19 protein-coding genes and 1 pseudogene are annotated in these 25,313 nt (G+C 68.6%); 14 read left to right on the top strand and 6 right to left on the bottom strand.

Features of this window, described 5'->3' with window-relative positions:
* Positions 1–40 precede the first annotated feature (40 nt).
* The 3 genes and pseudogenes from ruvC to ruvB all read left to right on the top strand — a co-directional run bounded on the left by ruvC (position 41) and on the right by ruvB (position 2,270).
* A complete protein-coding gene (gene ruvC, locus JDV09_RS18480; RefSeq protein ID WP_221370597.1) occupies positions 41–619 on the top strand; it encodes a crossover junction endodeoxyribonuclease RuvC in 579 nt (192 codons plus the stop codon).
* A complete protein-coding gene (ruvA, locus tag JDV09_RS18475) occupies positions 616–1,203 on the top strand; it encodes a Holliday junction branch migration protein RuvA (RefSeq protein WP_221370596.1) in 588 nt (195 codons plus the stop codon). The genes ruvC and ruvA overlap by 4 nt, the downstream gene beginning before the upstream one ends.
* A pseudogene (gene ruvB / locus JDV09_RS18470) lies at positions 1,204–2,270 on the top strand (Holliday junction branch migration DNA helicase RuvB).
* Here ruvB and JDV09_RS18465 read toward each other — a convergent pair.
* Both JDV09_RS18465 and JDV09_RS18460 read right to left on the bottom strand, forming a co-directional pair.
* On the bottom strand, positions 2,267–2,662 hold the full coding sequence (locus JDV09_RS18465) for a type II toxin-antitoxin system VapC family toxin (protein ID WP_221370594.1): 396 nt from the start codon (positions 2,660–2,662) through the stop codon (positions 2,267–2,269). The pseudogene ruvB and the gene JDV09_RS18465 sit on opposite strands and share 4 nt — an antisense overlap.
* On the bottom strand, positions 2,662–2,916 hold the full coding sequence (locus JDV09_RS18460; protein ID WP_221370593.1) for a type II toxin-antitoxin system VapB family antitoxin: 255 nt from the start codon (positions 2,914–2,916) through the stop codon (positions 2,662–2,664). The genes JDV09_RS18465 and JDV09_RS18460 overlap by 1 nt, the downstream gene beginning before the upstream one ends.
* A 55-nt stretch (positions 2,917–2,971) precedes the next feature.
* Here JDV09_RS18460 and JDV09_RS18455 point away from each other — a divergent pair, with 55 nt between their 5' ends.
* Positions 2,972–3,358, top strand: a complete 387-nt coding sequence (locus tag JDV09_RS18455; RefSeq protein ID WP_221370624.1) for a DUF1304 domain-containing protein — start codon at positions 2,972–2,974, stop codon at positions 3,356–3,358.
* A 74-nt stretch (positions 3,359–3,432) separates the two neighbouring features.
* On the top strand, positions 3,433–4,095 hold the full coding sequence (locus JDV09_RS18450; protein WP_221370592.1) for a hypothetical protein: 663 nt from the start codon (positions 3,433–3,435) through the stop codon (positions 4,093–4,095).
* Between the two features lie 22 nt (positions 4,096–4,117).
* Here the strand turns inward: JDV09_RS18450 and JDV09_RS18445 are convergent, their stop codons facing one another.
* A complete protein-coding gene (locus tag JDV09_RS18445; protein ID WP_255605582.1) occupies positions 4,118–7,435 on the bottom strand; it encodes a helix-turn-helix transcriptional regulator in 3,318 nt (1,105 codons plus the stop codon).
* Between the two features lie 181 nt (positions 7,436–7,616).
* On the opposite strand from JDV09_RS18445, the gene JDV09_RS18440 reads away from it, so the two are divergent.
* A complete protein-coding gene (locus JDV09_RS18440) occupies positions 7,617–8,027 on the top strand; it encodes a cytochrome P450 family protein (RefSeq protein ID WP_255605609.1) in 411 nt (136 codons plus the stop codon).
* Positions 8,028–8,060: 33 nt separating this feature from the next.
* On the opposite strand, the gene JDV09_RS18435 is transcribed toward JDV09_RS18440, so the two are convergent.
* Positions 8,061–9,197, bottom strand: coding sequence for a 6-phosphofructokinase (locus JDV09_RS18435; RefSeq protein WP_221370591.1), 1,137 nt, complete (start codon positions 9,195–9,197; stop codon positions 8,061–8,063).
* A gap of 341 nt (positions 9,198–9,538) precedes the next feature.
* Here JDV09_RS18435 and ppsA point away from each other — a divergent pair, with 341 nt between their 5' ends.
* Positions 9,539–11,929 carry a phosphoenolpyruvate synthase gene (gene ppsA, locus JDV09_RS18430; RefSeq protein WP_221370590.1) on the top strand — a complete coding sequence of 797 codons (2,391 nt, stop codon included), beginning with the start codon at positions 9,539–9,541 and terminating at the stop codon, positions 11,927–11,929.
* Positions 11,930–12,082: 153 nt separating this feature from the next.
* On the opposite strand, the gene JDV09_RS18425 is transcribed toward ppsA, so the two are convergent.
* Entirely contained in the window at positions 12,083–14,758 is a 2,676-nt protein-coding gene (locus JDV09_RS18425; protein ID WP_372452959.1) for an ATP-binding protein, read from the bottom strand.
* Positions 14,759–15,006: 248 nt separating this feature from the next.
* Positions 15,007–16,347, bottom strand: coding sequence for a 4-aminobutyrate--2-oxoglutarate transaminase (gabT, locus tag JDV09_RS18420; protein ID WP_221370588.1), 1,341 nt, complete (start codon positions 16,345–16,347; stop codon positions 15,007–15,009).
* 361 nt (positions 16,348–16,708) lie between these two features.
* Here gabT and yajC point away from each other — a divergent pair, with 361 nt between their 5' ends.
* The 7 genes from yajC (at position 16,709) to JDV09_RS18385 (ending at position 25,313) form a co-directional block, all read left to right on the top strand.
* The gene (gene yajC / locus JDV09_RS18415; RefSeq protein WP_221370587.1) at positions 16,709–17,068 is read left to right on the top strand and encodes a preprotein translocase subunit YajC; all 360 of its coding nucleotides are present in this window, start codon (positions 16,709–16,711) and stop codon (positions 17,066–17,068) included.
* Positions 17,069–17,139: 71 nt separating this feature from the next.
* Positions 17,140–18,996, top strand: coding sequence for a protein translocase subunit SecD (secD, locus tag JDV09_RS18410; RefSeq protein ID WP_221370586.1), 1,857 nt, complete (start codon positions 17,140–17,142; stop codon positions 18,994–18,996).
* A gap of 3 nt (positions 18,997–18,999) precedes the next feature.
* Positions 19,000–20,277 carry a protein translocase subunit SecF gene (gene secF / locus JDV09_RS18405; protein WP_221370585.1) on the top strand — a complete coding sequence of 426 codons (1,278 nt, stop codon included), beginning with the start codon at positions 19,000–19,002 and terminating at the stop codon, positions 20,275–20,277.
* 68 nt (positions 20,278–20,345) lie between these two features.
* Positions 20,346–21,980: an ABC transporter substrate-binding protein gene (locus JDV09_RS18400; protein WP_221370584.1), complete on the top strand. Its 1,635-nt coding sequence runs from the start codon at positions 20,346–20,348 to the stop codon at positions 21,978–21,980.
* Positions 21,981–22,021: 41 nt separating this feature from the next.
* A complete protein-coding gene (locus JDV09_RS18395; protein ID WP_221370621.1) occupies positions 22,022–22,537 on the top strand; it encodes an adenine phosphoribosyltransferase in 516 nt (171 codons plus the stop codon).
* A 36-nt stretch (positions 22,538–22,573) separates the two neighbouring features.
* Positions 22,574–24,964 (top strand): RelA/SpoT family protein, encoded by a 2,391-nt coding sequence (locus JDV09_RS18390; RefSeq protein WP_221370583.1) that lies wholly within the window; start codon positions 22,574–22,576, stop codon positions 24,962–24,964.
* 208 nt (positions 24,965–25,172) lie between these two features.
* Positions 25,173–25,313, top strand: coding sequence for a hypothetical protein (locus JDV09_RS18385; protein ID WP_221370582.1), 141 nt, complete (start codon positions 25,173–25,175; stop codon positions 25,311–25,313).

The raw sequence follows: 25,313 nt of genomic DNA, 5'->3' as shown, positions 1-25,313 counted from the left end.
GCTAAGCTCTCGAACAAATGTTCTCAGCGAGGGGTGTGCCGTGCGGGTGATGGGCGTTGACCCCGGGCTCACCCGGTGCGGGTTGTCGGTCGTCCAGAGTGGCCGCGGCCGCCACGTCAGCGCACTCGACGTCGACGTGGTGCGCACACCGGCCGAGCACCCGCTCTCGGAACGGCTGCTGGCCATCAGCGACACCGTCGACCACTGGATGGACACCCACGTGCCCGACGTGGTCGCGATCGAGCGGGTGTTCTCCAATCAGAACGCCAACACCGCGATGGGTACCGCGCAGGCCAGCGGGGTGATCGCGCTGGCAGCCGCCCGGCGGGGCATCGACGTTCACTTCCACACCCCCAGCGAGGTGAAGGCCGCCGTCACCGGCAACGGCCGGGCCAGCAAGTCCCAGGTCACCGAGATGGTCACCAGAATCCTGGAGCTGCAACAGAAACCGACACCGGCCGATGCCGCCGACGCGTTGGCGCTGGCGATCTGTCACTCGTTCCGCGCCCCGATGATCGCCCGGATGGCGGCTGCCGAGGCGATGGCGGCCGAACAACGCCGCAAGTACCGGGCCACCCTCAAGGCGCACACCCCGAAGACCGCGCGGAGCGCGCCGTGATCGCCGCGGTCCGTGGCGAGGTGCTCGACATCGCGCTAGATCACGCCGTGATCGACGCCGCGGGCGTCGGCTACAAGGTGATGGCCACCCCCGCGACGCTGGCCAGCCTGCGGCGCGGCGCCGAGGCCCGGTTGATCACCGCGATGATCGTGCGCGAGGACGCGATGACGCTGTACGGCTTCGCCGACAGCGACGCGCGCGATCTGTTCCTCACGCTGCTCGGCGTGTCCGGTATCGGGCCGAGCATCGCGCTGGGTGCGCTGGCGATGTACGACGGTCCGACGCTGCGGCAGGCGATCGGCGAGGGCGACGTCACCGCGCTGACCCGAATTCCCAAGGTGGGCAAGAAGACCGCCGAACTGCTCGTGCTCACGCTGCGGGACAAGGTCGGTGCGGTGGCATCCGGTGGCACCCTGTCGACCGGTGGCTTCACCGTGCGCGGTCCGGTGGTGGAGGCGCTGGTCGGGCTGGGCTTCGCGCAGAAACAGGCGGAGGAGGCCACCGACAAGGTGCTGGCGAACAACCCGGAGGCCAGCCAGTCGGACGCCCTGCGGGCCGCGTTGTCGATGCTGGGGAAGAAGTAGATGGGCCGCTTCGACGATCAGCAGCACGACGACGCCGACGCGCGGGAGGTCTCCCCGGCGCTGACCGTGGGCGAGGGGGACATCGACGCCAGCCTGCGGCCCCGCTCGCTCGGTGAGTTCATCGGCCAGCCCCGGGTCCGTGAGCAGTTGCAGTTGGTGATCGAGGGGGCCAAGAACCGCGGCGGCACCCCGGATCACATCCTGCTGTCCGGGCCTCCCGGGCTGGGCAAGACGTCGCTGGCGATGATCATCGCCGCCGAGCTGGGATCCTCGTTGCGCGTCACCTCGGGGCCCGCGCTGGAGCGGGCCGGCGACCTGGCGGCGATGCTGTCCAACCTGGTCGAGCACGACGTGTTGTTCATCGACGAGATCCACCGCATCGCCCGCCCCGCCGAGGAGATGCTCTACCTGGCGATGGAGGACTTCCGGGTCGACGTCGTGGTCGGCAAAGGCCCTGGTGCGACGTCGATTCCGCTGGAGGTCGCGCCGTTCACGCTGGTCGGTGCCACCACCCGATCGGGAGCCCTGACGGGACCGTTGCGTGACCGGTTCGGTTTCACCGCACACATGGACTTCTACGAGCCCGCCGAACTCGAGCGGGTGCTGGCCCGCTCGGCGGGCATCCTCGGCATCGAGCTGGGTGGCGAGGCGGCCGCCGAGATCGCGCGCCGCTCCCGGGGCACACCGCGCATCGCCAACCGGCTGCTGCGCCGGGTTCGCGACTACGCCGAGGTGCGGGCCGACGGGGTGATCACCCGCGACGTCGCGAAGTACGCGCTGGCCGTCTACGACGTCGACGAACTGGGGCTCGACCGGCTCGACCGGGCGGTGCTGACGGCGCTGACGCGCAGCTTCGGCGGGGGACCGGTCGGCGTGTCGACGCTCGCGGTGGCGGTGGGCGAGGAAGCGGCCACGGTCGAGGAGGTGTGCGAGCCGTTCCTGGTCCGGGCGGGCATGATCGCGCGCACGCCGCGCGGCCGGGTGGCCACCTCGCTGGCGTGGACCCATCTGGGAATGAGCCCGCCGGCGGGGCTACCGGTCTGGGTCAGGCCGGACTGTTCGATTAGACAGCCGTCGCAGCAGTGACATCTGTCTGTGTGAAGCCTTCACCTTTGAACAGCAGCGGCTCTCCGCTGACCTTTGCCAGTGCATAGGAGAAGCAATCACCGTAGTTGAGGCCCGCGCGATGCCGCCCCCTGCCGAAGGCTCGGTAGGCCGCGCGGGCGACGTCTGCCTGGTTGCCGTCGACCGCGACCAGGTCGACCGCCGCCCGGTGCAGCCACAGGTCCAATTCCCGTCCGCCGGGCTCACCGAACCGTGATTCGACGACGATCGCGGTCTCGAGGTAGGAGGCGGCCGACATCAGCCGGACGGGGCTGGCCACCACTGCCTCTTCGAACTGCTCGGCCTCTGGTTCACCGGTGAGCATCGCCACGAGCGCAGAGGTGTCGATCACCATCAGGCGGGCAGTCCGTGCTGGTCATAGCCGAGAATCTGCTCGGCGGAGCGATCGTCGATCACGGGCAGTGCCGCACATCGCCGCCTGATCGCCGCCAACTCGTCGCGCAACGGAATGGCGTGGGCGCGTCCCGTCTCGCGCGCCAGTCGCTCCCGCAGTGCGACCACGACCACCTCGGTCAGGGTCTCCCCGGTGCGCGCCGCGAGTTCCCTGGCAAGGCGATCGGCCTCGGGATCTTTGATGCTCAACGCCATATCGCGATTATAGACAACTTGATAGATTCTAGATTGACAGATGGAGGTGTCCACGATGGTGATCGCGGGGTTGATCGTTGCTGGGCTGGCGGCGCTGCTGCACGTCTACATCTTCGTGATGGAGTCCTTCACCTGGACGTCACCGCGGACCCGGGCCGTCTTCGGCACCACGGCGGAAGAGGCCGAGACCACCCGGTTGCTGGCGTTCAACCAGGGGTTCTACAACCTGTTCCTGGCGATCGTCACGGCGTGCGGCATCATCGCGGTGCTCCTCGGTGCGCGCGCCGTGGGTGCGGCGCTGGTGTTCGCGGGCATCGGGTCGATGCTGGCGGCCGCCGTGGTGCTGATCGCGGCCGCGCCGGACAAGGCCCGCGCTGCGGTGACGCAGGGCGCCCTGCCGTTGGTCGCAGTGTTGCTGCTGGTGGTGGGTCTGATCTTCTGAGAGTGCTGTCGGCCGCGGGGTTGGCATCTGCTGCCGGCGGGTACCCGCTGGGCAGACTCGAGGAAGGCAGAACAATGGTTGACACTTCTGAGCGGACGCCCGGCAGGCTGCAGATCCCGCGAAGCCGGGGCGCGGCCAGTGGGCTGCTGGTGATGTTCCTGGGCCTGTGGGGCGCGCTGGCGCCGTTCATCGGTCCGTACTTCGACTTCGCGTTCACCCCCGACCAACCGTGGGTGTGGACCGTGGCGCGCGGTTGGCTCGAGGTGCTGCCCGGCGCCGTCGCGGCGCTCGGCGGGCTGCTGATGTTCGCCTCGCGCAACCGCGCAACCGCCCTGCTCGGCAGCTGGATCGCGGTGGTCGCGGGCGCCTGGTTCGTGATCGGGCGCGCGCTGGCCGGCCCGCTGGGCCTGGGTGAGGTCGGCACGCCGGTGGCATCCACCGATGCCAAGCGCGTGTGGTTGGAGTTGACGTACTTCTATGGGCTGGGCGCGCTGATCATCTTCCTGGCCGCGCTCGCGCTGGGCCGTCTGTCGGTGCGCACGGCGCGCGACATCCAGTGGGCGCAGCGCTCGGTGATCGCCGAGCCGACTCGCACCGACGATCAGCGCGACACCGAGTCGGCCGCCTCCGCGTCGGCCGCCTCCGCCACCGATGTGAACGAGACCGGCGAGTCACGGCGCCGCGGCTGGCGCGACCTGTTCAGCGGCAGTGGGCGGCACAAGCTGGCGCACCGCTGACCCTCGACCACGAGTGCATCGCTCAGCTGCTCGCCGGGTTCGGTGCCAGCCGGTCCCGGCCTGCCTGACTCCCGAGTTGGGTGGCCACCTCGTTGGCGAGCTGCACCCGTGAGGACAGTCCGAGTTTGTGGTAGACGTGCCGCAGGTGCGACTGCACGGTGCGTGGCGAGATGAAAAGGCGTACGGCGATGTCCTTGTTCGGGATGCCCTCGGCGACCAGGCGGACGACGTCGAGCTCGGCTGGCGTCAGCGATGCCCACCCGGTGGCCGGGCGCTTGCGCTCGCCACGGCCCCGCATCGCGTAGGCAACTGCTTCTTCGGTCGACAGTGCGCTGCCTTCGGCCCACGCGGCGTCGAAATCCTTGTCGCCCAGGGAAGTATGCAGTGCGGTCAGCGAAGCCCGGTGCCGGCCATCGTAGACCGGGAACCTGACCACGCCGATCCGCGATCGGGCCGCCTCTGCTGCGCCGTAGAGCCGGGCGGCTTCGCTGGGGCTGTCGTGATGGCACGCCAATTCCGCGATGGATTCCAGGATCTCGGGGACGGTGATGTATCCGCCGCTCTCGGCGGCCAGCGACAACGCCCGGTAGGCGTCGGCGGCCGCCCGGTCGAGATCGTGTGCCGCCAGATGGACCCTGGCACGCACCGACAGTGCCGAGCACTGCCACCAGCCCTGCACCGAGACGACCGCCTCATCCAGCCACTGCCTGGCGTCGGCGAGATCGCCGCAGGCCAACGCCAACTCGCCGATGATGACCAGGTTCGTCCGTTCGGCGGGAAGATTGATGTGGGCTTCCCGCGTATCCTGCAAGGCCTGCCGTGCTCCGGCGAGATCGCCGGCCGCCAGGCACGCGATGCCCAGCATCGAATAGGCGCCCTGGTCGAACAGCCCGGCCATCTCTGCGCCCGATTCGATACACAATCGAGCAGCGGCGCAGGCCTTCTCGCCTTCGCCGCTCCAGGCCAGCAGGGTCGCCTCGATCATCTGGCCGATCGTCCTGTTCATCGCGTCGTGCCCGGCGGTGGCTTCGGCGACGAACTCGGGGGTCTGCGCCAACGCGGCTGTCAACTCACCGCACAGGCTCATGACGTCGATGATCACCCAGCGGCACTGCCGCGAGTTGAAATGGTCGCCGATCGCGTCGGCCAGGCCCAGTCCTTCACGGCCGATTCGCTCCGCAGCGGCCAAATCGCCTGCCATGAAGGCGCCGTACGCCTGTCGGCCGAGAATCAGGCTCAGCCGCCAGGAATCGTCCAATTCCCTTGCCATACCGATCGCCTCGTCGAAGTACGGTTGCGCGATCTCGGGGTCGTGTGCGGTGATACACGCGCAAGCGGTCAGCGCCCGGGTCAGCAGGGGCACGTCGTCCGCATCCCGAGCGATGGCGAGTGCCTCCATGGCGTGCTGGCGACTGGCGGTGACATCGACCCACGAGTTCAGGACCGCCTCATCGGCGAGTGCCCGCGCGCGGGGCACGTCGGGTTGTGCTCCAGCGGTGTCGAGCGCCGCCGTGAGCCAGGCCAGCCCTTCGACCAGCCTGCCCCGCGCCAGCCACAGCGATTGCAGTGACGACGCGAGATCGAGTGCCGCAGCGGCGTCGCCGTTTTCGTGGCTCCAGGAGAATGCCGCCCGCAGGTTGTCCAACTCGGTCTCTGCCTGTTCGATGAGCTGCTCGTAGTCGTTGCGGGCCGGCGAATCCAGTCTGCGGGCCAGCGACGCGAAGTGATCGCGGTGCCGGACGCGGATCCGGTCGGCTTCTCCGGATTCGCCCAGTTTCTCCAGCGCATACTGGCGAACCGTTTCCAGCAGCCGATAACGTGTTGAACCGCTTGAGTTGTCGGCGACCACCAGAGACTTGTCGACCAGCAAGCCCAGCTGGTCCAGCACCTGATAGGCCTCCATCTCCGTGGCGCCCGCCACCGCGTGGGCCGCGCCGAGATCGAAGCCGCCCATGAACACCGACAGTCGGCGGAACAAGACGCGCTCGGCTTCGGTCAGCAGTGCGTGCGACCAGTCGACGGACGCGCGTAGGGTCTGCTGGCGCCGCACTGCGGTGCGGGCGCCGCCGGTGAGGAGCCGGAAGCGGTCGTGCAGGCCACCCACGATCTCGTCGAGCGATAGCGCCCGGATGCGCGCCGCCGCGAGTTCGATGGCCAAGGGCATGCCGTCGAGGCGGCGGCATATCTCGGTCACCGCCGCGGCATTGGCGGCGGTCACCGCGAAGTCGGGACGGGCCCGCCGGGCGCGATCGGCGAACAATTCGACGGCCTCGTCGGTCACAGACAGCGAGGGCACCTGCCAGATGACCTCACCGGGCACCATGAGGGGTTCCCGGCTGGTCGCCAGGATCGCGGCATTGGCGCAGCTGCCCAGCAACTCACTGGTGAGGGCAGCGCACGGTTCCAGGAGGTGCTCGCAGTTGTCCAGCACCAGCAGGATCCGGCGTTCGCCTACGTAGCGCATCACCGTCTCGGTGATCGAGCGGCCGGGTTGATCCGGCAGGCCCAGAGCGCGGGCCACGGCGAGTGGGACTACCTCGGCGTACATGACCGGGGCGAGGTCTGTGTACCAGATGCCGGCGGGAAATTCGTCGGCGAGCCGGGAGGCCACCTCGACGGACAGTCGCGTCTTGCCGGCGCCGCCCGCGCCGGTCAGGGTCGTCAGCCGGTTGCCGGCCACCGTCGCCCGGACCTCCGCGATCTGGTCGCGGCGCCCGACGAAGGTCGTCAGCTGAGCGGGAAGGTTGTGACTGGCGACGCTATCGGCCGTGCGCAGCGGCGGGAAGTCGGCGCGCAGATCGGGATGGCAGAGTTGGAGGACGCGTACCCGGCGTGGCACATCACGCAACACGTGGTTGCCCAGTTCGGTCAGCCACGCGCCGTCCGGGATTCGGTCCTCGACGACTTCCTCGGTGGCCCCGGACACCACCGTCTGCCCGCCGTGGGCCAGGTCCCGCAGACGAGCGGTCTTGTTGACAGTCGTGCCGGCGTAGTTGGACTCGTCGCGCAGCAGCACTTCGCCGGTGTGCACGCCGATCCGAAGGCGGATCGGCGCCAAGTCCATGCGCTGCAATTCGAGCGCGCAGGCGAGTGCGTCGCTGGCCCGCGCAAAAGCTGCGACGAAGCTGTCGCCCTCACCCTGCTCGAGCGGCCGAACACCCTGGTGTACCGCGACGGACTGGTCGGCCGCGCTGTTGAGTCGGGCGATGGCCGCGGACATCGCCCCGGGTTGTCGCTCCCACAGCCGCGTCGATCCCTCGACGTCGGCGAGCAGCAGCGTCACCGTTCCGGACGGAAGCAGGTCGGCCATGTCAGTGTCACTCCAGGCAGTCGCGCTCATGCTAGTCAGCGTCCGCGGATGCACGGGGCGGAACATCCGCTCAAGGGCGTAAATCCCGCGGTCTCGGCCCTGGCGGGGCCGGCCGAGAGCCGAGGCGAGGACAGCTCCGGGTCCCGTTCCTGGTGCGCCCCGGGCCTTGTGGTCTGCGCCTCGGCATCCATCGAAATGCGCGTGTGTGCCGATGTTGGCCGGTCAGCTGGGTGTCAGGATCGACGTGGTCCACCAACACCGGGAGCTGAGCATGGACTCGACACCCGACCCGTCGGAGCTGCTGTCGGCGCGGCGCACGTCGCCATCCGAGGACGACGTCGCCTGGGTCATCCTGGGACCGCGCCTGGGCGGGCTCTGCGCTGCCCTGGGAGCGCCGGTCCGCGACTGGCACCAGATATCTCGGTGGGTCGACCATGCCGACGACTTCCGGACGTGGGATGCCGTCGGTTCATACGTCGACGTGCTGATCGCCGATCGTTGCCACCGTCCAGGCGGCGACCTGATCTCCGGACTGATCGCTCACGAGGTGGATGGCCGGGGACTGACCGCCGACGAGATCCGAGAGGTCCTGACCGGATTGATCGTAAAGGGAACGATCTAAGTGGGCCCTGGCGCGTGTCCGGCTAGATCCGGATCACCGCCCGATCGCGCTGTGCCGCGGCGGTTCGTCGCCGAAGTTGATCCCCAGGTCGCGGGCGGTCGCTATCGAGTCGCAGTCCAGCGGGACGGTCTTCTGTCGGCTGATGGCCTCTTCGAGGGGTATGTAGTCCACCGTCGGTGGATTCAGCGCCACCATGACGCCGGTGTGTCCCTCGTCGAGTGCGCGCACCGCGGCAGCGCCGAAGCGCAGCCCGAGCAGCCGGTCGAACGACGTGGGTGAGCCACCCCGCAGCAGGTGACCGAGCACGACCGTGCGGGTCTCCCGTCCGGTGATCGCCTCGAGCTGGTTGGCGACTTTGGCGCCGACACCCCCGAGCCGTTCGGCCTGTCCCACCGCCCTGCCCACGATCGACAGCTCTCCACCGGCCGGCACGGCTCCCTCGGCGACGCAGATGATGGAGAACTTCGCCCCGTGCTGCTCGCGGTGGGTGATCAAGGCCGCCACGTGCTCGAGGTCGAACGGGATCTCGGGGATGAGGATCGCGTGCGCCCCCGACGCCATGCCGGCGTTCAGGGCGATCCACCCGGCGTAGCGGCCCATCACCTCGACCACGATGACCCGGCCGTGCGACGTTGCAGTGGAGAACAGCCTGTCGATGCACTCCGAGGCGAAGTCGACGGCGGTGTCGAAGCCGAACGTCGAGGTCGTCTTTTCCAGATCGTTGTCGATCGTCTTGGGCACGCCGACCAGGCGCAGCCCGGCCTCGTGCAGATGGCGGCCTATCGTCAGCGATCCGTCGCCGCCGATCGTGATCAACGCATCGATACCGTGCTCGTCGAAGCGGGCGAGCAGTTCCTGGGTTCGGTCCACCTCTTTCCAGGTGCCGTCAGGCTGCCGCATGGGATAGGCGGTCGGGTTGCCACGATTGGTGGTGCCGATGATCGTGCCGCCCTGGTGGATGATGCCGCGGACGCTGTCCCGCGTCAGCTCGATCAACCCGCCGTCGGGATACTCGTCGGGGAAAAGCAACCCGTTGTAGCCGTCGCGGATCCCGACAACGTCCCAGTCGCGGTTCCGGGCCGCCAGGGTGGCCGCGCGGATGACGGCGTTGAGTCCCGGCGCGTCACCACCGCCGGTGCTCAGCGCGATCCGCTTGATCGGAGGCCTCACGAAGCGAACCCTACGTCAGCCGGCCACTCACCGCTGGTTTGTCGAACAGGTGCGGCCGAATCGGTTGTCAGCCGGCCCAAACTGCCCCGGCCGGTCGGGGCGAGCCGCTGGGAGATCGAAACACCCTCTGCGACAGTTTCTCCCACCCCTGATCGCGGAGGCCGGTCTGCCCCCGGGGACCCCATCGCCGGATTTCGGGTATGGGCGGTTGGACTGATCACTACGCTGCGGTGCATGCGACGCAGAAACGCGCGCAGCGCTGGGGTGGCGACGCCAGAGCCCAACGAGACAGGCCGCAAGCGACTGACCGACATCGGCAAGCACATTAGGGAGGACAATTTATGAGTCAGTACGTGCGTTTCTTCGACGAGGTCGGGATCGACGACGTCCCGCTGGTCGGCGGTAAGAACGCCTCGCTGGGTGAGATGTTCCAGAAGCTGTCGGAACAGGGTGTGCGCATCCCCAACGGGTTCGCGATCACGGCCGATGCCTACCGCTACATGCTGGACAGCGCGGGCGCCTGGGACCCGCTGCACGCCGAACTCGACGACATCGACCCGGTCGATGTGACCGCGCTGGCGCGCAAGGGCAAACGGGCCCGGGAGCTCGTCTACGGGGCCGGGCTCCCGGACGACCTGGCCACAGAAATTCTCGACGCCTACCGCAAACTCCAGGACGAGTACGGCGAGGACGTCAGCCTGGCGGTACGGAGTTCGGCGACCGCCGAAGACCTACCGACGGCGAGCTTCGCCGGCCAGCAGGACACCTATCTCAACGTCAAGGGTGAAGAGAGTCTCCTCGACACGTGCCGCCGGTGTTTCGCCAGCCTGTTCACCGATCGCGCCATCCACTACCGCATCGACCAGGGCTTCGACCACTTCGGGGTGTCGCTGTCGATCGGTGTGATGAAGATGGTGCGCTCCGACCTCGCCTCGTCCGGCGTGATGTTCTCCATCGAGACCGAATCGGGCTTCCCCGACGCGGTCTTCATCACCGGTGCCTACGGCCTGGGCGAGAACGTGGTTCAGGGCGCTGTCGACCCCGACGAGTTCTACGTTCACAAGCCGACATACCTGGCCGGGCACCGTGCGGTGTTGCGCCGCCTGATCGGCGACAAGGCGGTCAAGATGGTTTACGTCGAGGGTGGGACCAAGGAGACGACCCGCAACATTCCCACCCCAAAGGCCGACCGTGCCCGGTTCTGTCTCACCGACGAGGACGTGCTGGAACTGGCCGGGTACGCGTGTGCGATCGAGGCCCACTACGGGCGGCCGATGGACATGGAATGGGCCAAGGACGGGATCGACGGCAAGATGTACATCGTCCAGGCGCGTCCGGAGACGGTGGCCTCCCAGCGCAGCGGCACGACGCTGGAGACGTTCACCCTCGACGGTGGGGGTGAGGTCCTGGTCGAGGGGCGTTCGGTGGGCGAGAAGATCGCCTCGGGGACGGTGCGACGGATCGACAATCTCACCCACCTGTCCGACTTCAAACCGGGTGAGGTGCTGGTGTCCGACACCACCACACCGGACTGGGAGCCGGTGATGAAGATGGCGGCGGCGATCGTCACCAATCGCGGCGGGCGGACCTGTCATGCCGCGATCATCGCCCGCGAACTGGGCATTCCTGCCGTGGTGGGCACCGGCGACGGGACGACCAGTGTGCCCGATGGTGCGGTGGTGACGGTGTCGTGCGCCGAGGGCGAGACGGGTCGCGTGTACGAGGGCGAGGTGCCCTTCCACGTCGATCAGACCGAGCTGACCGAGATGGCGCGGCCCCGAACCGAGATCATGCTCAACCTCGGAAACCCGGACCTGGCCTTTAAGACGTCGTTCCTGCCGAACGACGGCGTCGGGCTCGCCCGGCTGGAGTTCATCATCAACGAGTACATCAAGGTCCACCCGCTGGCCCTGCTGCATCCGGACAAGGTCGATGATCTCGAGGCCCGGCGCACCATCGACCGGCTGACCTATGCCTACTCCGACGGCGGGTCCTTCTTCGTGGAGCGGCTGTCCGAAGGGGTCGGCACCATCGGAGCCGCCTTCTGGCCCAAGCCGGTCGTGGTGCGGATGTCGGACTTCAAGTCCAACGAATACGCCAGCCTGGTCGGCGGAGCGGCCTTCGAGCCGCACGAAGAGAACCCGATGATCGGGTTCCGGGGGGCGTCACGCTACGCACATCCGGCGTACGCCGAGGGTTTCGCGCTGGAGTGTCAGGCGATGAAACGCGTGCGCGACGAGATGGGCCTGACGAACGTGGTGCTGATGATCCCGTTCGTGCGCCGGGTGACCGAAGCCGACCTCGTACTGGAGGAGATGGCCAAACACGGTCTGCGGCGGGGCGAGAACGGGCTTCAGGTGTACGCGATGTGCGAGATCCCGAACAACGTGATCATGATCAACGAGTTCGCGAAGCGATTCGACGGGTTCTCCATCGGCTCCAACGACCTCACCCAGCTCACGCTGGGGGTCGACCGCGACAGCGAGATCGTGGCGTTCGACTTCGACGAACGCGACGAAGGCGTCAAGACGATGATCCGGATGGCGGTGGAAGGCTGCCGCCGCAACGGAATCCACTCCGGCCTGTGCGGGCAGGCGCCTTCGGACTACCCCGACATGGCCGAGTTCCTGGTGCGGCTGGGGATCGACTCGATGAGCCTGAACCCCGACACGGTGGTGAAAACCACCGGCCAGATCCTCGAACTCGAACAACAGGTCACACCGCCACGATGACCCCGACCGCCACCCGGCGTCCCGCGGTCGCAGTGCGCGGCCTTCGCCGCCGCCTCGGGCATGATCGGCGAAGCGCCGTGAGCCCCGGTGCCGATGATCAAGCGGGCTCCGCCCCGCGTCGGATTTCTCATCGACCGAGAGCGGGTTTGTCCGTCAGCCCACGGGTTCGAGATCTGTTCGGGCCCGGGCGATCTGGTCGTAGGCGTAGGTCGCCATCGCGGCGGCGGTCATCGCCTCGCCCCTGTGGGCGAGCGTTTCGTAGGTCGAGTCACCGAGGACATCGCGCAGATGAGCGATCGCGGTGTTGATCTTGGGCACCCACGCCGCGGTGATGGGATCCAACGCGAAACCGGCGACAGTGGCCGCCGGCTCGTAACATCCGAGCTGATCCAGACAAATGGCGAGGGAGGCCAGCGCGGCACGCATGTTGGCGGTGTTACCCGCATCGTGGTAGTTGCCGATGGCTACAGCGGAGTATTCGAGCGCCGCCAGCGGCTCACCGGAGTGCGTTTCGAGTCGGGCCAGGGTGGCCGCCAGGTGCGTCTCGGTGTCGCGGTTGCCGCTGTCGGCGGCGATCAGCAGGCCCCGACGCAGGGCGGCACGGGCCCGGCCGGGATCGGTGTCGCCGACAGCGTGCCCATAGGCCATCAGCGAGAACGAGAGCGCACACGGGTTGCCGGTGGCCTCGGCAGCCTCTATCAGACCGGTCGCGGCGTCCCTTGCCTCGTCAGCGCGACCGGCGATCGCCAACGTGGAGACCAGGGCCGACCAGGTGAAGGTATGGGTGTCGCGACCGCGCGCGAGTTGGGTGCGGCACCACTGGACCGACCGTTCGGGCTGGCCGACGACCAGGTAGGCAGCGCCCAGCAGGCCCTGGATGCCGTACGGCACGTCGCCGCAGTCATCGCCGAACACCGCCTGGGCGGCGTCGCTGTAGCCGACGGCGGTCGCGGGCCGTCCGGCGAGGTAGCACTGTGACGCCATCACATACAGGAATGCGAGCCGGGGGTGGCCGGCGGTGCGGGCGGGCTCGATGAGTTCTTCGGCCCAGGAAATGGGTTCGTACTGATCGACCCACAGGCCGAGAAACGCTGCGAAGGTCGCGATGGTGGCGGCGACGTCGAGATCGCTGTCGTCAGCCGCCCACCGGAACGCGGTGCGCAGGTTGGCCAGCTCGGCGGTGAACCACGCGTACACCTCGGGTTGGCGGGGGCTGTCCCAGCGGGACAGGATGTCGGCTTCGCGTCTGGCGAAGTAGCGGGCATGCGCCGCCCGGACCCCGGTGGCCACCCCGCCGGCCACGAGTTGCTCCTCGGCGAACTGGCGGATGGTTTCCGACATCGAAAACCGCGTCCGTCCGGCCGACCCGTCGGCCACCAGTAACGACGTGCACACCAGGGCCTCCAGCAGGTCCGGCGTGGCGAAGTCCTCGACGCCGTCGGGTTTCGCCACAGCGCACGCGCTCTCCAGATCGAACCCGCCGGCGAATACCGAACACCTGGTCAACAGCGACTTTTCCGCATCGCCGAGCAGGCCGTAGGACCATGCCACCGCGTGGCGCAGCGTCTGGTGGCGTTCCAGGCCGCGTCGGGAGCCGACCAGCAGCCGAAACCGCTCATCCAGACGATCGCGCACCTCACTGGGACTCATGGCGGCCATCCGCGAGGCTGCCAGCTCGATCGCCAACGGAATCCCGTCGAGGCGGCGACAGATCTCCACCACCGCGTTCGCATCCTCGGGCTCGGTCAGCGAGAAGTGCGGGGCCACGCTGCGGGCGCGTGCCACGAACAAGTTCACCGCCGCCGACTCGACCCCCTGTTCGACGTCCAGCGCCGGCACCGGCCACACCAACTCGTCGCCGATCCCCAGCGCCTCCCGGCTGGTGGCCAACACCGTCACGGTCGGCGAGGCGGCGAGGATCGCCGCGATCAGATCAGCCGCGGCCTCGACGACGTGCTCGCAGTTTTCGAACACCAGTAGCCGCACCCGGCCCTCCAACACTGCGGCCACCGACTCACCCACGCTCTTGCCGGGTTGTTGGGTGATGCCCAGTACCGCGGCCACCGCAGCGGGTACCGCCGCCGGATCGGTGACCGCCGCCAACTCGAAAAACCAGACCCCGTCCGGGAACTCGTCCGCCAACCGTGCTGCAACTTCGAGTACCAGGCGGGTCTTGCCGACCCCGCCCACCCCGGTCAGCGTCACGAGCCGATGCGTCCGCAGCGCGGCGGTCACCTCGCCGACCTCAGACCGGCGGCCGATGAAGCTTGTGACCGCCGGCCGCAGGTTGCCCGGCGCGGTATCGAGTGTTCGCAGCGGCGGGAACTCGGTGCGCAGACCCGGCGCGCGCACCTGAAACACCTCGACGGCGCTCGGCAGATCGCGTAACCGCCGTGGTCCCAGATCGGCGAGGTCCACTCCGCTGAGCACTGCGGCCGTCGATTCGGTCAGCAGGATCTGGCCGCCGTGTCCGGCCGCCATCACCCGCGCAGCCCGATTGAGCACGGCCCCGAAGTAGTCACCGTCGCGCAGCTCGGCTTCGCCGGTCACGATTCCCATCCGTACCGGCAACTGAAGCGCGCGCTGCGCGGCCACCGCGGCATCCACCGCGCACCGCGGCGAAACGAACGCCGCGCACACCCCGTCGCCGGTGCGCTTGAACAACCAGCCGCCATGCGTCTCGATCGCCGAACGCAGCACCTCGTCATGGGCGGCCAGCGCCGCCCGCATCGCTTCGGCATCGGTCTCCCACCGACGGGTCGAGCCCTCCACGTCGGTGAACAGAAACGTCAGCACCCCCGAAGGCAGTGCCGCCGGATCAGCTGACACCCCCGAAGAATGCCACACCGACCTGCTGTCACTCGTGCCCATTCCCGGAATCCAGCGCCGGAGATCCGGCCCGCAGCAAGCGGCGCGGCGCCGCCGGTCGGCCGGGATGCCCGTCGACACAGCAACTTTCCAGAGGGCGATCCGATCCCGGTGCCCAATCCTTCTGCAAACGTGTACGGCGGGCATTCCGGCGCGCCTAGCAGGGGTGGGCCTTCACCTGCTTGATGCGGGTTCCGGCAGATCCTTCGTCAGAGGTCGGCGAGGAGCAAATCGAGCACGTCGAGTCCCTCGAGCAGCAACTCGTCACTGATCGTCAGCGGGGGCAGGAACCGCAGCACGTTGCCGAACGTGCCGCAGGACAGCACGATGACCCCGGCCTGGTGGGCGGCCGAGCACAGCGCCTTGGTCAGGTCGGGGTCCGGTTCGATCGTGCCCGACTTGACGAGCTCCACGGCGATCATCGCGCCGCGGCCGCGCACGTCGCCGATGCGGTCGTCCTCGGCCTGCATCCGGCCCAGCTTGTCCTTCATCAGTGCCTCGATGTGCCCGGCGCGAGCCACCAGCTTGTCGGCCTCGATGGTGTCGATGGTGGCCAGCGCCGCGGCACAGGCCACCGGGTTGCCGCCGTAGGTGCCGCCGAGGCCGCTGACGTGCGGGGCGTCCATGATCTCGGCCTGCCCGGTGACCGCCGACAGCGGCATGCCGTCGGCGATGCCCTTGGCGGTGACGATCAGGTCCGGGACGATCCCCTCGTGCTCGCAGGCGAACATCGCGCCGGTGCGGGCGAAGCCGGTCTGCACTTCGTCGGCGATGAACACGACGTTGTTGTCGTGGCACCAGTCCAGCAGCGCCGGCAGGAAGCCTTCGGCGGGCACGATGAATCCGCCCTCGCCCTGGATCGGCTCGATGATCACCGCCGCCAGGTTGTCGGCTCCGACCTGCTTGTCGATCACGGCGATCGCCCGGCGGGCGGCGAGCTCGCCGTCGGTGGCCATCTCCTTGCCGAACTCGGCGTCCCGGAACGGGTAGGACAGCGGCGCGCGGTAGACCTCCGGGGCGAACGGGCCGAAGCCGTGCTTGTAGGGCATCGACTTCGCGGTCAGGGCCATCGTCAGGTTCGTCCGGCCGTGGTAGGCGTGGTCGAAGGCCACCACAGCGTGTTTGTGGGTGTAGGTCCTGGCGATCTTGATGGCGTTCTCGACGGCCTCGGAGCCGGAGTTGAACAGCGCCGAGCGTTTGTCGCCGGTGCCCGGGGTGAGCCGGTTGAGTTGCTCGGCGACCGCGACGTAGCCCTCGTAGGGGGTGACCATGAAGCAGGTGTGGGTGAACTTGGCGACCTGCTCGCACACCGCGTCGACGACCCGCGGTGACGAGTTGCCGATCGTGGTGACCGCGATGCCCGAACCGAGGTCGATCAACCGGTTGCCGTCCACATCCTCGACGATCCCGCCGGAGGCCTGTGCGGCGTAGACCGGCATGGTGTTGCCGACACCACGCGAAACCGCGGCGGACTTGCGTGCCATCAGCTCGACGGACCGGGGACCGGGGATCTCGGTGACCAGGTGGCGGCTCTGCGCGACGGTGCTCAACTGATGACCTCCTTGAATGACCCCGTGTCCGGAGCGGGAACGAAGATTTCGACGACTGCCGCGTTACCGTCTGAGCCTATCGGTCGATGCATTGATCCGTCGCAGACCGGACCATCTTGTGGCGGTATCGGTGGCGCTCCGGTGGCCGAGCTACGAAATTCGTTGCGAGCGGGAGACGATTCCGCGTGGCCGCCGGGCGTTGAGACACCCGCGGCCGGCGCGCGGCGCGCCACAGCCGACCGGGGGGAAGGCCGAGGTCACCGTCAATGGCACACTGGTCAACGAATTCCTCTACGAGGAGCCCCCGGCCGCACGGTCCGGGAGTCCCGACACAAGACCGATACGAAAGACAATTGCCGCCATGGATCTGGTCGTCTTCCTGCCCCTGCTGCTCATCATGGGTGCGTTCATGTTCTTCGCGTCCCGGCGCCAAAAGAAGGCGATGCAGGCCACCATCGACCTGCACAACTCGTTGCAGATCGGTGACCGGGTGCACACCACCTCGGGGCTGCAGGCGACGATCACCGGCATCACCGACGACAACGTCGACCTGGAGATCGCACCCGGGGTGGTCACGACGTGGATGAAGCTCGCGATCCGGGACCGCGTCGTCGACGACGTCGACGACGATTTCGACGATGACCACGAGGACTCCACAGACGACTTCGAGCCGCGGTCGACGGCCACCGAGATCACCGATCGACCCAACTCCAAAGACTGACAGCCGAGGTCCCAGGAGAAGCACGTACCCTTTGCCGTGCTGACGAACTGATCTCGAGGAGACCCTGACACGTGGCATCGCCTTCGACGCCGGTGCACCCTGCCCGCTACCTGGTGCTGTTCCTGGTGCTGCTCATCGGCGCCTACCTGCTGGTGTTCCTCACCGGAGACAAACAGGCCGACCCCAAGCTCGGCATCGACCTGCAGGGCGGCACCCGCGTCACCCTGACCGCGCGGACCCCCGACGGCTCACCGCCGACCCGGGATGCGCTGAATCAGGCGCAACAGATCATCAGCGCCCGCGTGAACGGCCTGGGCGTGTCCGGTTCCGAGGTGATCATCGACGGCAACAACCTCGTCATCACCGTCCCCGGTAACGACAGCAGCGAGGCGCGCAATCTCGGCCAGACCGCCCGGCTGTACATCCGGCCGGTGATCCACGCGATCCCGGCCCAGGAGGCCGCACCTCCGGGGTCGGAGGAAGGGCCGGCCGGCCTGCCGCCCGGTGGGGTGCCCGGTTTGCCGCCCGGTGGGGTGCCCGGTTTGCCGCCCGGTGGGGTGCCCGGTTTGCCGCCCGGTGGGGTGCCCGGTTTGCCGCCTGGGGCGGTGCCCGGTGCAATCGTCCCCGGTGGCGCCCCGGGCGCTGTGCCCACGACGCCGGGCGAGCAGCCGGCGGCCCCGCAGCCGCGCCCGTTCCCGCAGCAGCCCGCGCCGACCCCGTCGCCGAGCCCCGGCCCGTCGCCGAGCCCCAGCCCGACGCCCGGCACGCCGCCGGCACCGAGTACCTCGGCGGCTCCCCAGCCGGGTGACCAGGATGTGCCTCTGGCCACCCGTATTCAGGACGAGAAGAAGCTGCGGCAGAGCACCGAGCAGGCGATCCAGATCCTGGCGCTGCAGTTCCAGGCCACCCGCTGTGACCAGGACGACGTGCTGGCCGGCAACGACGACCCGAACCTGCCGCTGGTGACGTGCTCACAGGACGGCAAAGAGGTCTACCTGCTGGACAAGTCGATCATCAGCGGTGAGCAGATCGCCAACGCCAGTTCCGGGCTGGACCAGCAGCGCGGCGAGTACGTCGTCGACGTCGAGTTCAAGGACGACGCCGCCAAGACCTGGGCGGAGTTCACCGCCGCCAACGTCGGCACCCAGACCGCGTTCGTGCTGGACTCCAAGGTGGTCAGCGCCCCGCAGATCCAGGAGGCCATCCCGGGCGGGCGCACCCAGATCACCGGACAGTTCACCGCCGACTCGGCGCGCGAACTGGCCAACGTGCTCAAGTACGGCTCGCTGCCGCTGTCCTTCGAGTCCTCCGAGGCCGAGACCGTCTCCGCGACGCTGGGTCTGTCGTCGCTGCGCGCCGGCCTGATCGCGGGGGCGGTCGGCCTGGTGGCGGTGCTGCTGTACTCGTTGCTGTACTACCGGGTGCTGGGCCTGCTGGTCGCGCTGTCCCTGGTCGCCTCCGGTGCCATGGTGTTCGCCATCCTGGTGCTGCTGGGCCGGTACATCAACTACACGCTGGACCTCGCGGGCATCGCGGGTCTGATCATCGGTATCGGCACCACGGCCGACTCCTTCGTGGTGTTCTTCGAACGCATCAAGGACGAGATACGCGAGGGCCGGTCGTTCCGGTCGGCGGTGCCACGAGGCTGGTCCCGGGCCCGCAAGACCATCCTGTCCGGCAACGCCGTCACGTTCCTGGCCGCGGCCGTGCTGTACTTCCTGGCCGTCGGCCAGGTCAAGGGATTCGCCTTCACCCTGGGCCTGACCACGATCCTCGACATCGTCGTGGTGTTCCTGGTGACCTGGCCGCTGCTGTACCTGGCGTCGAAGTCGCCGACCATGGCCAAACCGTCGCTCAACGGGCTGGGGTCCGTCCAGCAGATCGCACGGGAACGCCGAGCGGCCGCACACGCGGCGGGACGGGGATAGACCATGGCGGCACGGAACCGCACGGACGACACCGAATCGACCGCCGTGGAGGCGCCGGACCTGGAATCCGCCGCCGAGACGCCGCGGCACAACTTCTTCGTCCGGCTCTACACCGGCACCGGAGCCTTCGAGGTCGTCGGCAAGCGCAAGCTGTGGTACACGATCAGCGGCGTCATCGTCGCCATTGCGGTGGGCGCGATCGTGCTGCGCGGCTTCACCTTCGGCATCGACTTCGAGGGCGGCACCAAGGTGTCGTTCCCGCGTGGTGGCGGAGAGGTCACCACCCAGCAGGTCGAGACGGTCTTCGGGGACACGATCGGCAAGCCGCCGGAATCGGTGGTCATCGTCGGCAGCGGCGACTCGGCGACCTTCCAGGTCCGGTCGGAGACGCTGACCAACGAGCAGACCGAGCAGCTGCGCACGGCACTGTTCGAGGCGTTCCACCCGGTGGGGTCGGACGGCGAGCCGAGCAAGCAGGCGATCAGTGACTCCGCGGTGTCGGAGACCTGGGGCGGCCAGATCACCAAGAAGGCGCTCATCGCGCTGGTGGTGTTCCTGGTGCTGGCCGCGATCTACATCACCGTGCGCTACGAGCGCTACATGGCGATCGCCGCGCTGGCGGCGCTGGCGTTCGACCTGGTGGTCACCGCGGGGGTGTACGCGGTGGTCGGCTTCGAGGTCACCCCGGCCACGGTGATCGGCCTGCTCACCATCCTGGGCTTCTCGCTCTACGACACGGTCATCGTGTTCGACAAGGTCGAGGAGAACACCGAAGGCTTCGAGCACACCACCCGGCGCACGTTCGCCGAGCAGGCCAACCTCGCGGTGAACCAGACCTTCATGCGTTCGATCAACACCAGCCTCATCTCCGTGCTGCCCATCCTCTCGCTGATGGTCATCGCGGTCTGGCTGCTCGGCGTCGGCACCCTGATGGATCTGGCGCTCGTGCAGCTCGTCGGCGTCATCGTCGGGACGTACTCGTCGATCTTCTTCGCCACGCCGCTGGTCGTCAGCATGCGGGAGCGCACCGAACTGGTGAGCAAGCACACCCGCAGGGTGCTCAACCGTCGCTCCACCGCGGCGGCCAAGGCCGCCGGCACCGCCGTCTCGGACGACGTCGAAGACGAAATCGAGCCCGAACCGGTCTCGGCCCCCGCGGCGTCCTCCAGCGGCACCGCCGCCCTGCCGCCGGACAAGCCGGCACCCGGTGCGCGTCCGGTGCGGCCGACCAGCAGCAGGACCGGGCGACCGTCGGGTAAGCGAAGCCCCCGGAAGCGGTAGGTCCGATGGCTGACCGTCGGACCCTGCGAGGTTCTGCGAAGCCCCGCACCCACCGCAACACGCGACGCATGACCGCGGTCGCGGCGACGCTGGGCCTGATCGGGGCGCTTGGTCTCACGTCGTGTGCGGACGAGGCGGCCGATTCGGTGGCCTTCGCCATCGACGGCGTGCTGGTCACCTACAACACCAACACCGTGGTCGGTGCCGCATCCGGCGGACCGCAGGCGTTCGCCCGCGTCCTGACCGGCTTCAACTACCACGGCCCGGACGGCCAGGTGGTCAGCGACCATGACTTCGGCATGGTCTCGGTGGTGGGCCGCACCCCGCTGGTGGTGGACTACGAGATCAAACCCGAGGCGGTGTACTCCGACGGCAAACCTGTGACCTGCGATGACATGGTGCTGACGTGGGCGGCGCAGTCCGGTCGATTCCCGTTGTTCGACGCCGCCAGCCGCGCCGGCTACACCGACATCGCCACCGTCGACTGCACGCCGGGGCAGAAGCGGGCCCGGGTGTCCTTCGCCCAGGACCGGGCGTTCATCGACTACGGGCAGCTGTTCGACGCGACCTCGATGATGCCGTCGCATGTGATCGCCGACGAACTGGGCCTCGGCGAGGGCGGGGTGACCAGGGCGGTGCTGGACAACGACGGCCCGGCCCTCGAGGGCATCGCGCGGGTGTGGAACACCACCTGGAACCTGACCCCGGATCTGGACCTCAAGCGGTTCCCGTCCTCGGGGCCCTACAAACTGGACTCGGTCTCCGACGACGGCGCGGTGGTCCTGGTGGCCAACGACAAGTGGTGGGGCACTCCGCCGGTCACCGGCAGGGTGACCGTCTACCCCCGCAGTGCGGAGTTGCAGGACCGTGTCAACGAAGGCGCCTACGACGTCGTCGACATCGCCGCCGGATCGTCGGGCATCCTCAACCTGCCCGACGACTACGTGCGCACCGATTTCGCCTCCGCGGGCGTCGAGCAGCTGATCTTCGCCCCGGCCGGGCTGCTGGCGGAGGTGCCGGCCCGACGGGCGCTGGCACTGTGCACTCCGCGCGACGTGATCGCCCGCAACGCCGAGCTGCCGGTGGTGGATCTGCGGCTCAACACCGCGACCGAGGACGCCTACGGGTCGGCCGAGGCGACCCCGGAGGCCGGTGAGTTCGCCGTCGCCAACCCCGACGCGGCCCGTGCGGCCCTCGGCAACCGGCCGCTGACGGTGCGGGTCGGATACCAGAGCCCCAACGCCCGGCTGGCCGCGACGGTGGGTGCGATGGCGAAGTCGTGCGCCCCCGCGGGCATCACGGTGCAGGACGCGGCGGGCCCGGATACCGGCCCGCAGGCGTTGCGCGACAACCGGATCGACGTGCTGATCGCGAGCACCGGGGGAGCGGCCGGCGCCGGGTCCTCGGGCTCCTCGGCCGTCGACGCCTACACGCTGCACAGCGGCAACGGAAACAATCTGTCGCGCTACTCCAACGGGCGCATCGACGGGATCATCTCGACCATCGCGGTGACCGCCGACCCCAAGGAGCTGGCACGCTTGCTCGGCGAGGCGGGGCCGATCCTGTGGGCCGACATGCCGACGCTGCCGCTGTATCGTCAACAGCGCACCCTGCTCGCGTCGACGAAGATGTATGCGGTGAGCGGCAATCCGACGCGGTGGGGTGCGGGGTGGAACATGGACCGTTGGAAGCTGAGCGAGTGAGCGGGCAGGGCACCGGGGCCGACGGGTCGGCGACACCGCAGGTGGCCGACGTCATCGCCTCGCTGTTGCGGGAAGTTCCCGACTTTCCCGAGCCGGGCATCCAGTTCAAGGACCTGACCCCGGTGCTGGCCGATGCCCACGGCCTGGCCGTGGTCAGCGCGGCCATCGCCGAGGTGGCCCGGGGCGCCGATCTGGTGGCCGGGGTGGATGCCCGCGGTTTTCTGCTCGGCGGAGCCGTTGCCACGATGCTCGGCGTCGGCGTGCTGGCGGTCCGCAAGGGCGGAAAGCTTCCGCCCCCGGTGCTCAGCGAGACCTACAGTCTCGAGTACGGCACCGCCACGCTGGAGGTGCCGGCCGAGGGCGTCGAGCTGGCCGGCCGCTCGATCGTGGTGATCGACGACGTGCTGGCCACCGGGGGCACGCTGGCCGCCACGAACCAGTTGTTGACCGCGGCCGGTGCGACGGTGACCGGCGCGGTGGTGATGCTCGAGCTCGGCGCGCTCGGAGGGCGTGCGGCGCTGGCTCCGCTCGAGGTCACCAGTTTGTACACCGTATGACCGGATATCCTTAGAGCACAGTCACGGGAGGTGGGCATGGCCGGCGAGGTCAACACGGATCCCCGCGCGAGCCGAACCGTGCCCACACCGCCCCCGCCGGTGTCACCCGGTCCGCCGACCCAGCCGATGGAGATTCCACGGGTCGATACACCGAAAGTGCCGACCAGCGCGTCGCGGCGGGTCCGGGCCCGGCTCGCCCGGCGGATGACCGCGCAGCGCAGCGCCGTCAACCCGGTGCTCGAGCCGCTGGTCGCGGTGCACCGGGAGATCTATCCCAAGGCGGACCTGGCGCTGTTGCAGCGCGCCTACGACGTCGCCGAACAGCGCCATGCCGACCAGCTGCGCCGCTCCGGCGACCCGTACATCACCCACCCGCTGGCGGTCGCCAACATCCTCGCCGAGTTGGGGATGGACACCACCACCCTGGTCGCCGCGCTGCTGCACGACACCGTCGAGGACACCGGCTACACGTTGGAGGAACTGACCGACGAGTTCGGTCCAGAGGTGGGACACCTGGTCGACGGGGTGACCAAGCTGGACAAGGTGGCGCTGGGCACCGCGGCCGAGGGCGAGACGATCCGCAAGATGATCATCGCGATGGCCCGCGATCCCCGGGTCCTGGTGATCAAGGTCGCCGACCGGCTGCACAACATGCGCACCATGCGCTTCCTGCCGCCCGAGAAGCAGGCCCGCAAAGCTCGCGAGACGCTGGAAGTCATTGCGCCGCTTGCGCATCGGCTTGGAATGGCGACCGTGAAGTGGGAACTCGAGGACTTGTCGTTCGCGATCCTGCATCCCAAGAAGTACGAGGAGATCGTCCGGTTGGTCGCCGACCGGGCGCCGTCGAGGGACACCTACCTGGCCAAGGTTCGCGCCGAGATCAACGCGACACTGGGGTCGTCGAAGATCAGCGCCCTCGTCGAGGGCAGGCCCAAACATTATTGGTCGATCTACCAGAAGATGATCGTCAAGGGCCGCGACTTCGACGACATCCACGATCTGGTCGGCGTGCGGATCCTCTGCGACGAGGTGCGTGACTGTTACGCCGCGGTGGGTGTGGTGCACTCGCTGTGGCAGCCGATCGCCGGGCGCTTCAAGGACTACATCGCCCAGCCGCGCTTCGGTGTGTACCAATCCCTGCACACCACGGTCGTGGGGCCGGAGGGCAAGCCGTTGGAGGTGCAGATCCGCACCTTCGACATGCACAAGACCGCCGAATACGGCATCGCCGCACACTGGCGCTACAAGGAGGCCAAGGGTCGTAACGGTGCCCCACCCAGCCATGCCGCCGGCGAGATCGACGACATGGCGTGGATGCGTCAGCTGCTCGACTGGCAGCGGGAGGCGGCCGACCCCGGGGAGTTCCTCGAGTCGTTGCGTTACGACCTGGCCGTTCAGGAGATCTTCGTGTTCACCCCCAAGGGGGACGTGATCACGCTGCCGACCGGTTCGACACCGGTGGACTTCGCCTACGCCGTGCACACCGAGGTCGGCCACCGCTGCATCGGCGCCCGGGTCAACGGGCGCCTGGTCGCCCTCGAGCGCAAGCTGGAGAACGGCGAAGTGGTCGAGGTCTTCACGTCTAAGGCGCCGAACGCCGGGCCGTCGCGCGACTGGCAGTCGTTCGTGGTGTCGCCGCGGGCGAAGGCCAAGATCCGGCAGTGGTTCGCCAAGGAGCGTCGCGAGGAGGCGCTGGAATCCGGCAAGGACGCCATTGCGCGCGAGGTGCGCCGCGGCGGACTTCCGTTGCAGCGCTTGATGAATGCCGAGTCGATTGCGGCGCTGGCCCGCGACCTGCGGTATCAGGACGTTTCGGCGCTCTACACCGCCGTCGGTGAGGGCCATGTGTCCGCGCGGCATGTCGTGCAGCGTCTGGTGGCCCAGATCGGCGGCGACGACGACGCCGCCGACGAGCTCGCGGAACGCTCCACGCCGGCGACGATGCAGATGCCGGTGCGGCAGCGCACCAGCGACGACGTCGGTGTCGCGGTGCCCGGCGCGCCGGGAGTGCTGACCAAGCTCGCCAAGTGCTGCACACCGGTGCCCGGCGACAACATCATGGGATTCGTGACCCGCGGCGGCGGGGTCAGCGTGCACCGCACGGACTGCACGAACGCGGCGTCACTGCAGGAACAGGCGGAACGCATCATCGACGTGCAGTGGGCCCCGTCGCCGTCGTCGGTGTTCCTGGTGGCCATCCAGGTCGAGGCGCTGGACCGGCACCGGTTGCTCTCGGACGTGACGCGGGTGCTGGCCGACGAGAAGGTCAACATCCTCTCGGCGTCGGTGACGACCTCCAACGACCGGGTGGCGATCAGCCGGTTCACCTTCGAGATGGGCGACCCCAAGCACCTCGGCCACGTTCTCAACGTGGTGCGCAGCGTGGAGGGCGTGTACGACGTCTACCGGGTGACCTCTGCGGCGTGAGCCGCGATGAGGCGGAAGCGGCGTGAGCCGCGATGAGGCGGAAGCTGCGTGAGCCGCGATCCGACTTCTGCTGCGTGAGCCGCGATCCGACTTCTGCTGCGTGAGAGGACTTTCGGCCGTACCGCGCCCTTTGCCGATGCCACTAGGCTGGGTACCGGCAATGGCGCCGGTCGATTCCGGCGTCCCGAGTCTCGACAGGAGAACAGCGATGGCACGCAACGCCGGCGATCGGTACGAATGCAAGCAGTGCGGAGCCCGGCTGGTCTACGAGAAGGAATGTCCGTGCCCACCCGAGATGGAGCACAAGGAGATCTGCTGCGAGAAACCGATGGTGCTCGTCACGGGGTAG

The organism is Mycolicibacterium xanthum, from assembly GCF_019710635.1.
In the GTDB taxonomy this organism is placed as follows: Bacteria; Actinomycetota; Actinomycetes; order Mycobacteriales; family Mycobacteriaceae; genus Mycobacterium; species Mycobacterium xanthum.
The sequence above is the reverse complement of the archived record's forward strand: the minus strand, read 5'-3'. Positions and strand labels throughout refer to the sequence as shown.

Excerpts from the sequence above, each read along its gene's own strand:
- JDV09_RS18465 (WP_221370594.1), bottom strand. The coding sequence starts at position 2,662 with ATGGTGATCGACACCTCTGCGCTCGTGGCGATGCTCACCGGTGAACCA.
- JDV09_RS18460 (WP_221370593.1), bottom strand. The coding sequence starts at position 2,916 with ATGGCGTTGAGCATCAAAGATCCCGAGGCCGATCGCCTTGCCAGGGAA.
- JDV09_RS18455 (WP_221370624.1), top strand. The coding sequence starts at position 2,972 with ATGGTGATCGCGGGGTTGATCGTTGCTGGGCTGGCGGCGCTGCTGCAC.
- JDV09_RS18450 (WP_221370592.1), top strand. The coding sequence starts at position 3,433 with ATGGTTGACACTTCTGAGCGGACGCCCGGCAGGCTGCAGATCCCGCGA.
- JDV09_RS18445 (WP_255605582.1), bottom strand. The coding sequence starts at position 7,435 with ATGAGCGCGACTGCCTGGAGTGACACTGACATGGCCGACCTGCTTCCG.
- JDV09_RS18440 (WP_255605609.1), top strand. The coding sequence starts at position 7,617 with ATGTTGGCCGGTCAGCTGGGTGTCAGGATCGACGTGGTCCACCAACAC.
- ppsA (WP_221370590.1), top strand. The coding sequence starts at position 9,539 with ATGAGTCAGTACGTGCGTTTCTTCGACGAGGTCGGGATCGACGACGTC.
- yajC (WP_221370587.1), top strand. The coding sequence starts at position 16,709 with ATGGATCTGGTCGTCTTCCTGCCCCTGCTGCTCATCATGGGTGCGTTC.
- secF (WP_221370585.1), top strand. The coding sequence starts at position 19,000 with ATGGCGGCACGGAACCGCACGGACGACACCGAATCGACCGCCGTGGAG.
- JDV09_RS18400 (WP_221370584.1), top strand. The coding sequence starts at position 20,346 with ATGACCGCGGTCGCGGCGACGCTGGGCCTGATCGGGGCGCTTGGTCTC.
- JDV09_RS18390 (WP_221370583.1), top strand. The coding sequence starts at position 22,574 with ATGGCCGGCGAGGTCAACACGGATCCCCGCGCGAGCCGAACCGTGCCC.
- JDV09_RS18385 (WP_221370582.1), top strand. The coding sequence starts at position 25,173 with ATGGCACGCAACGCCGGCGATCGGTACGAATGCAAGCAGTGCGGAGCC.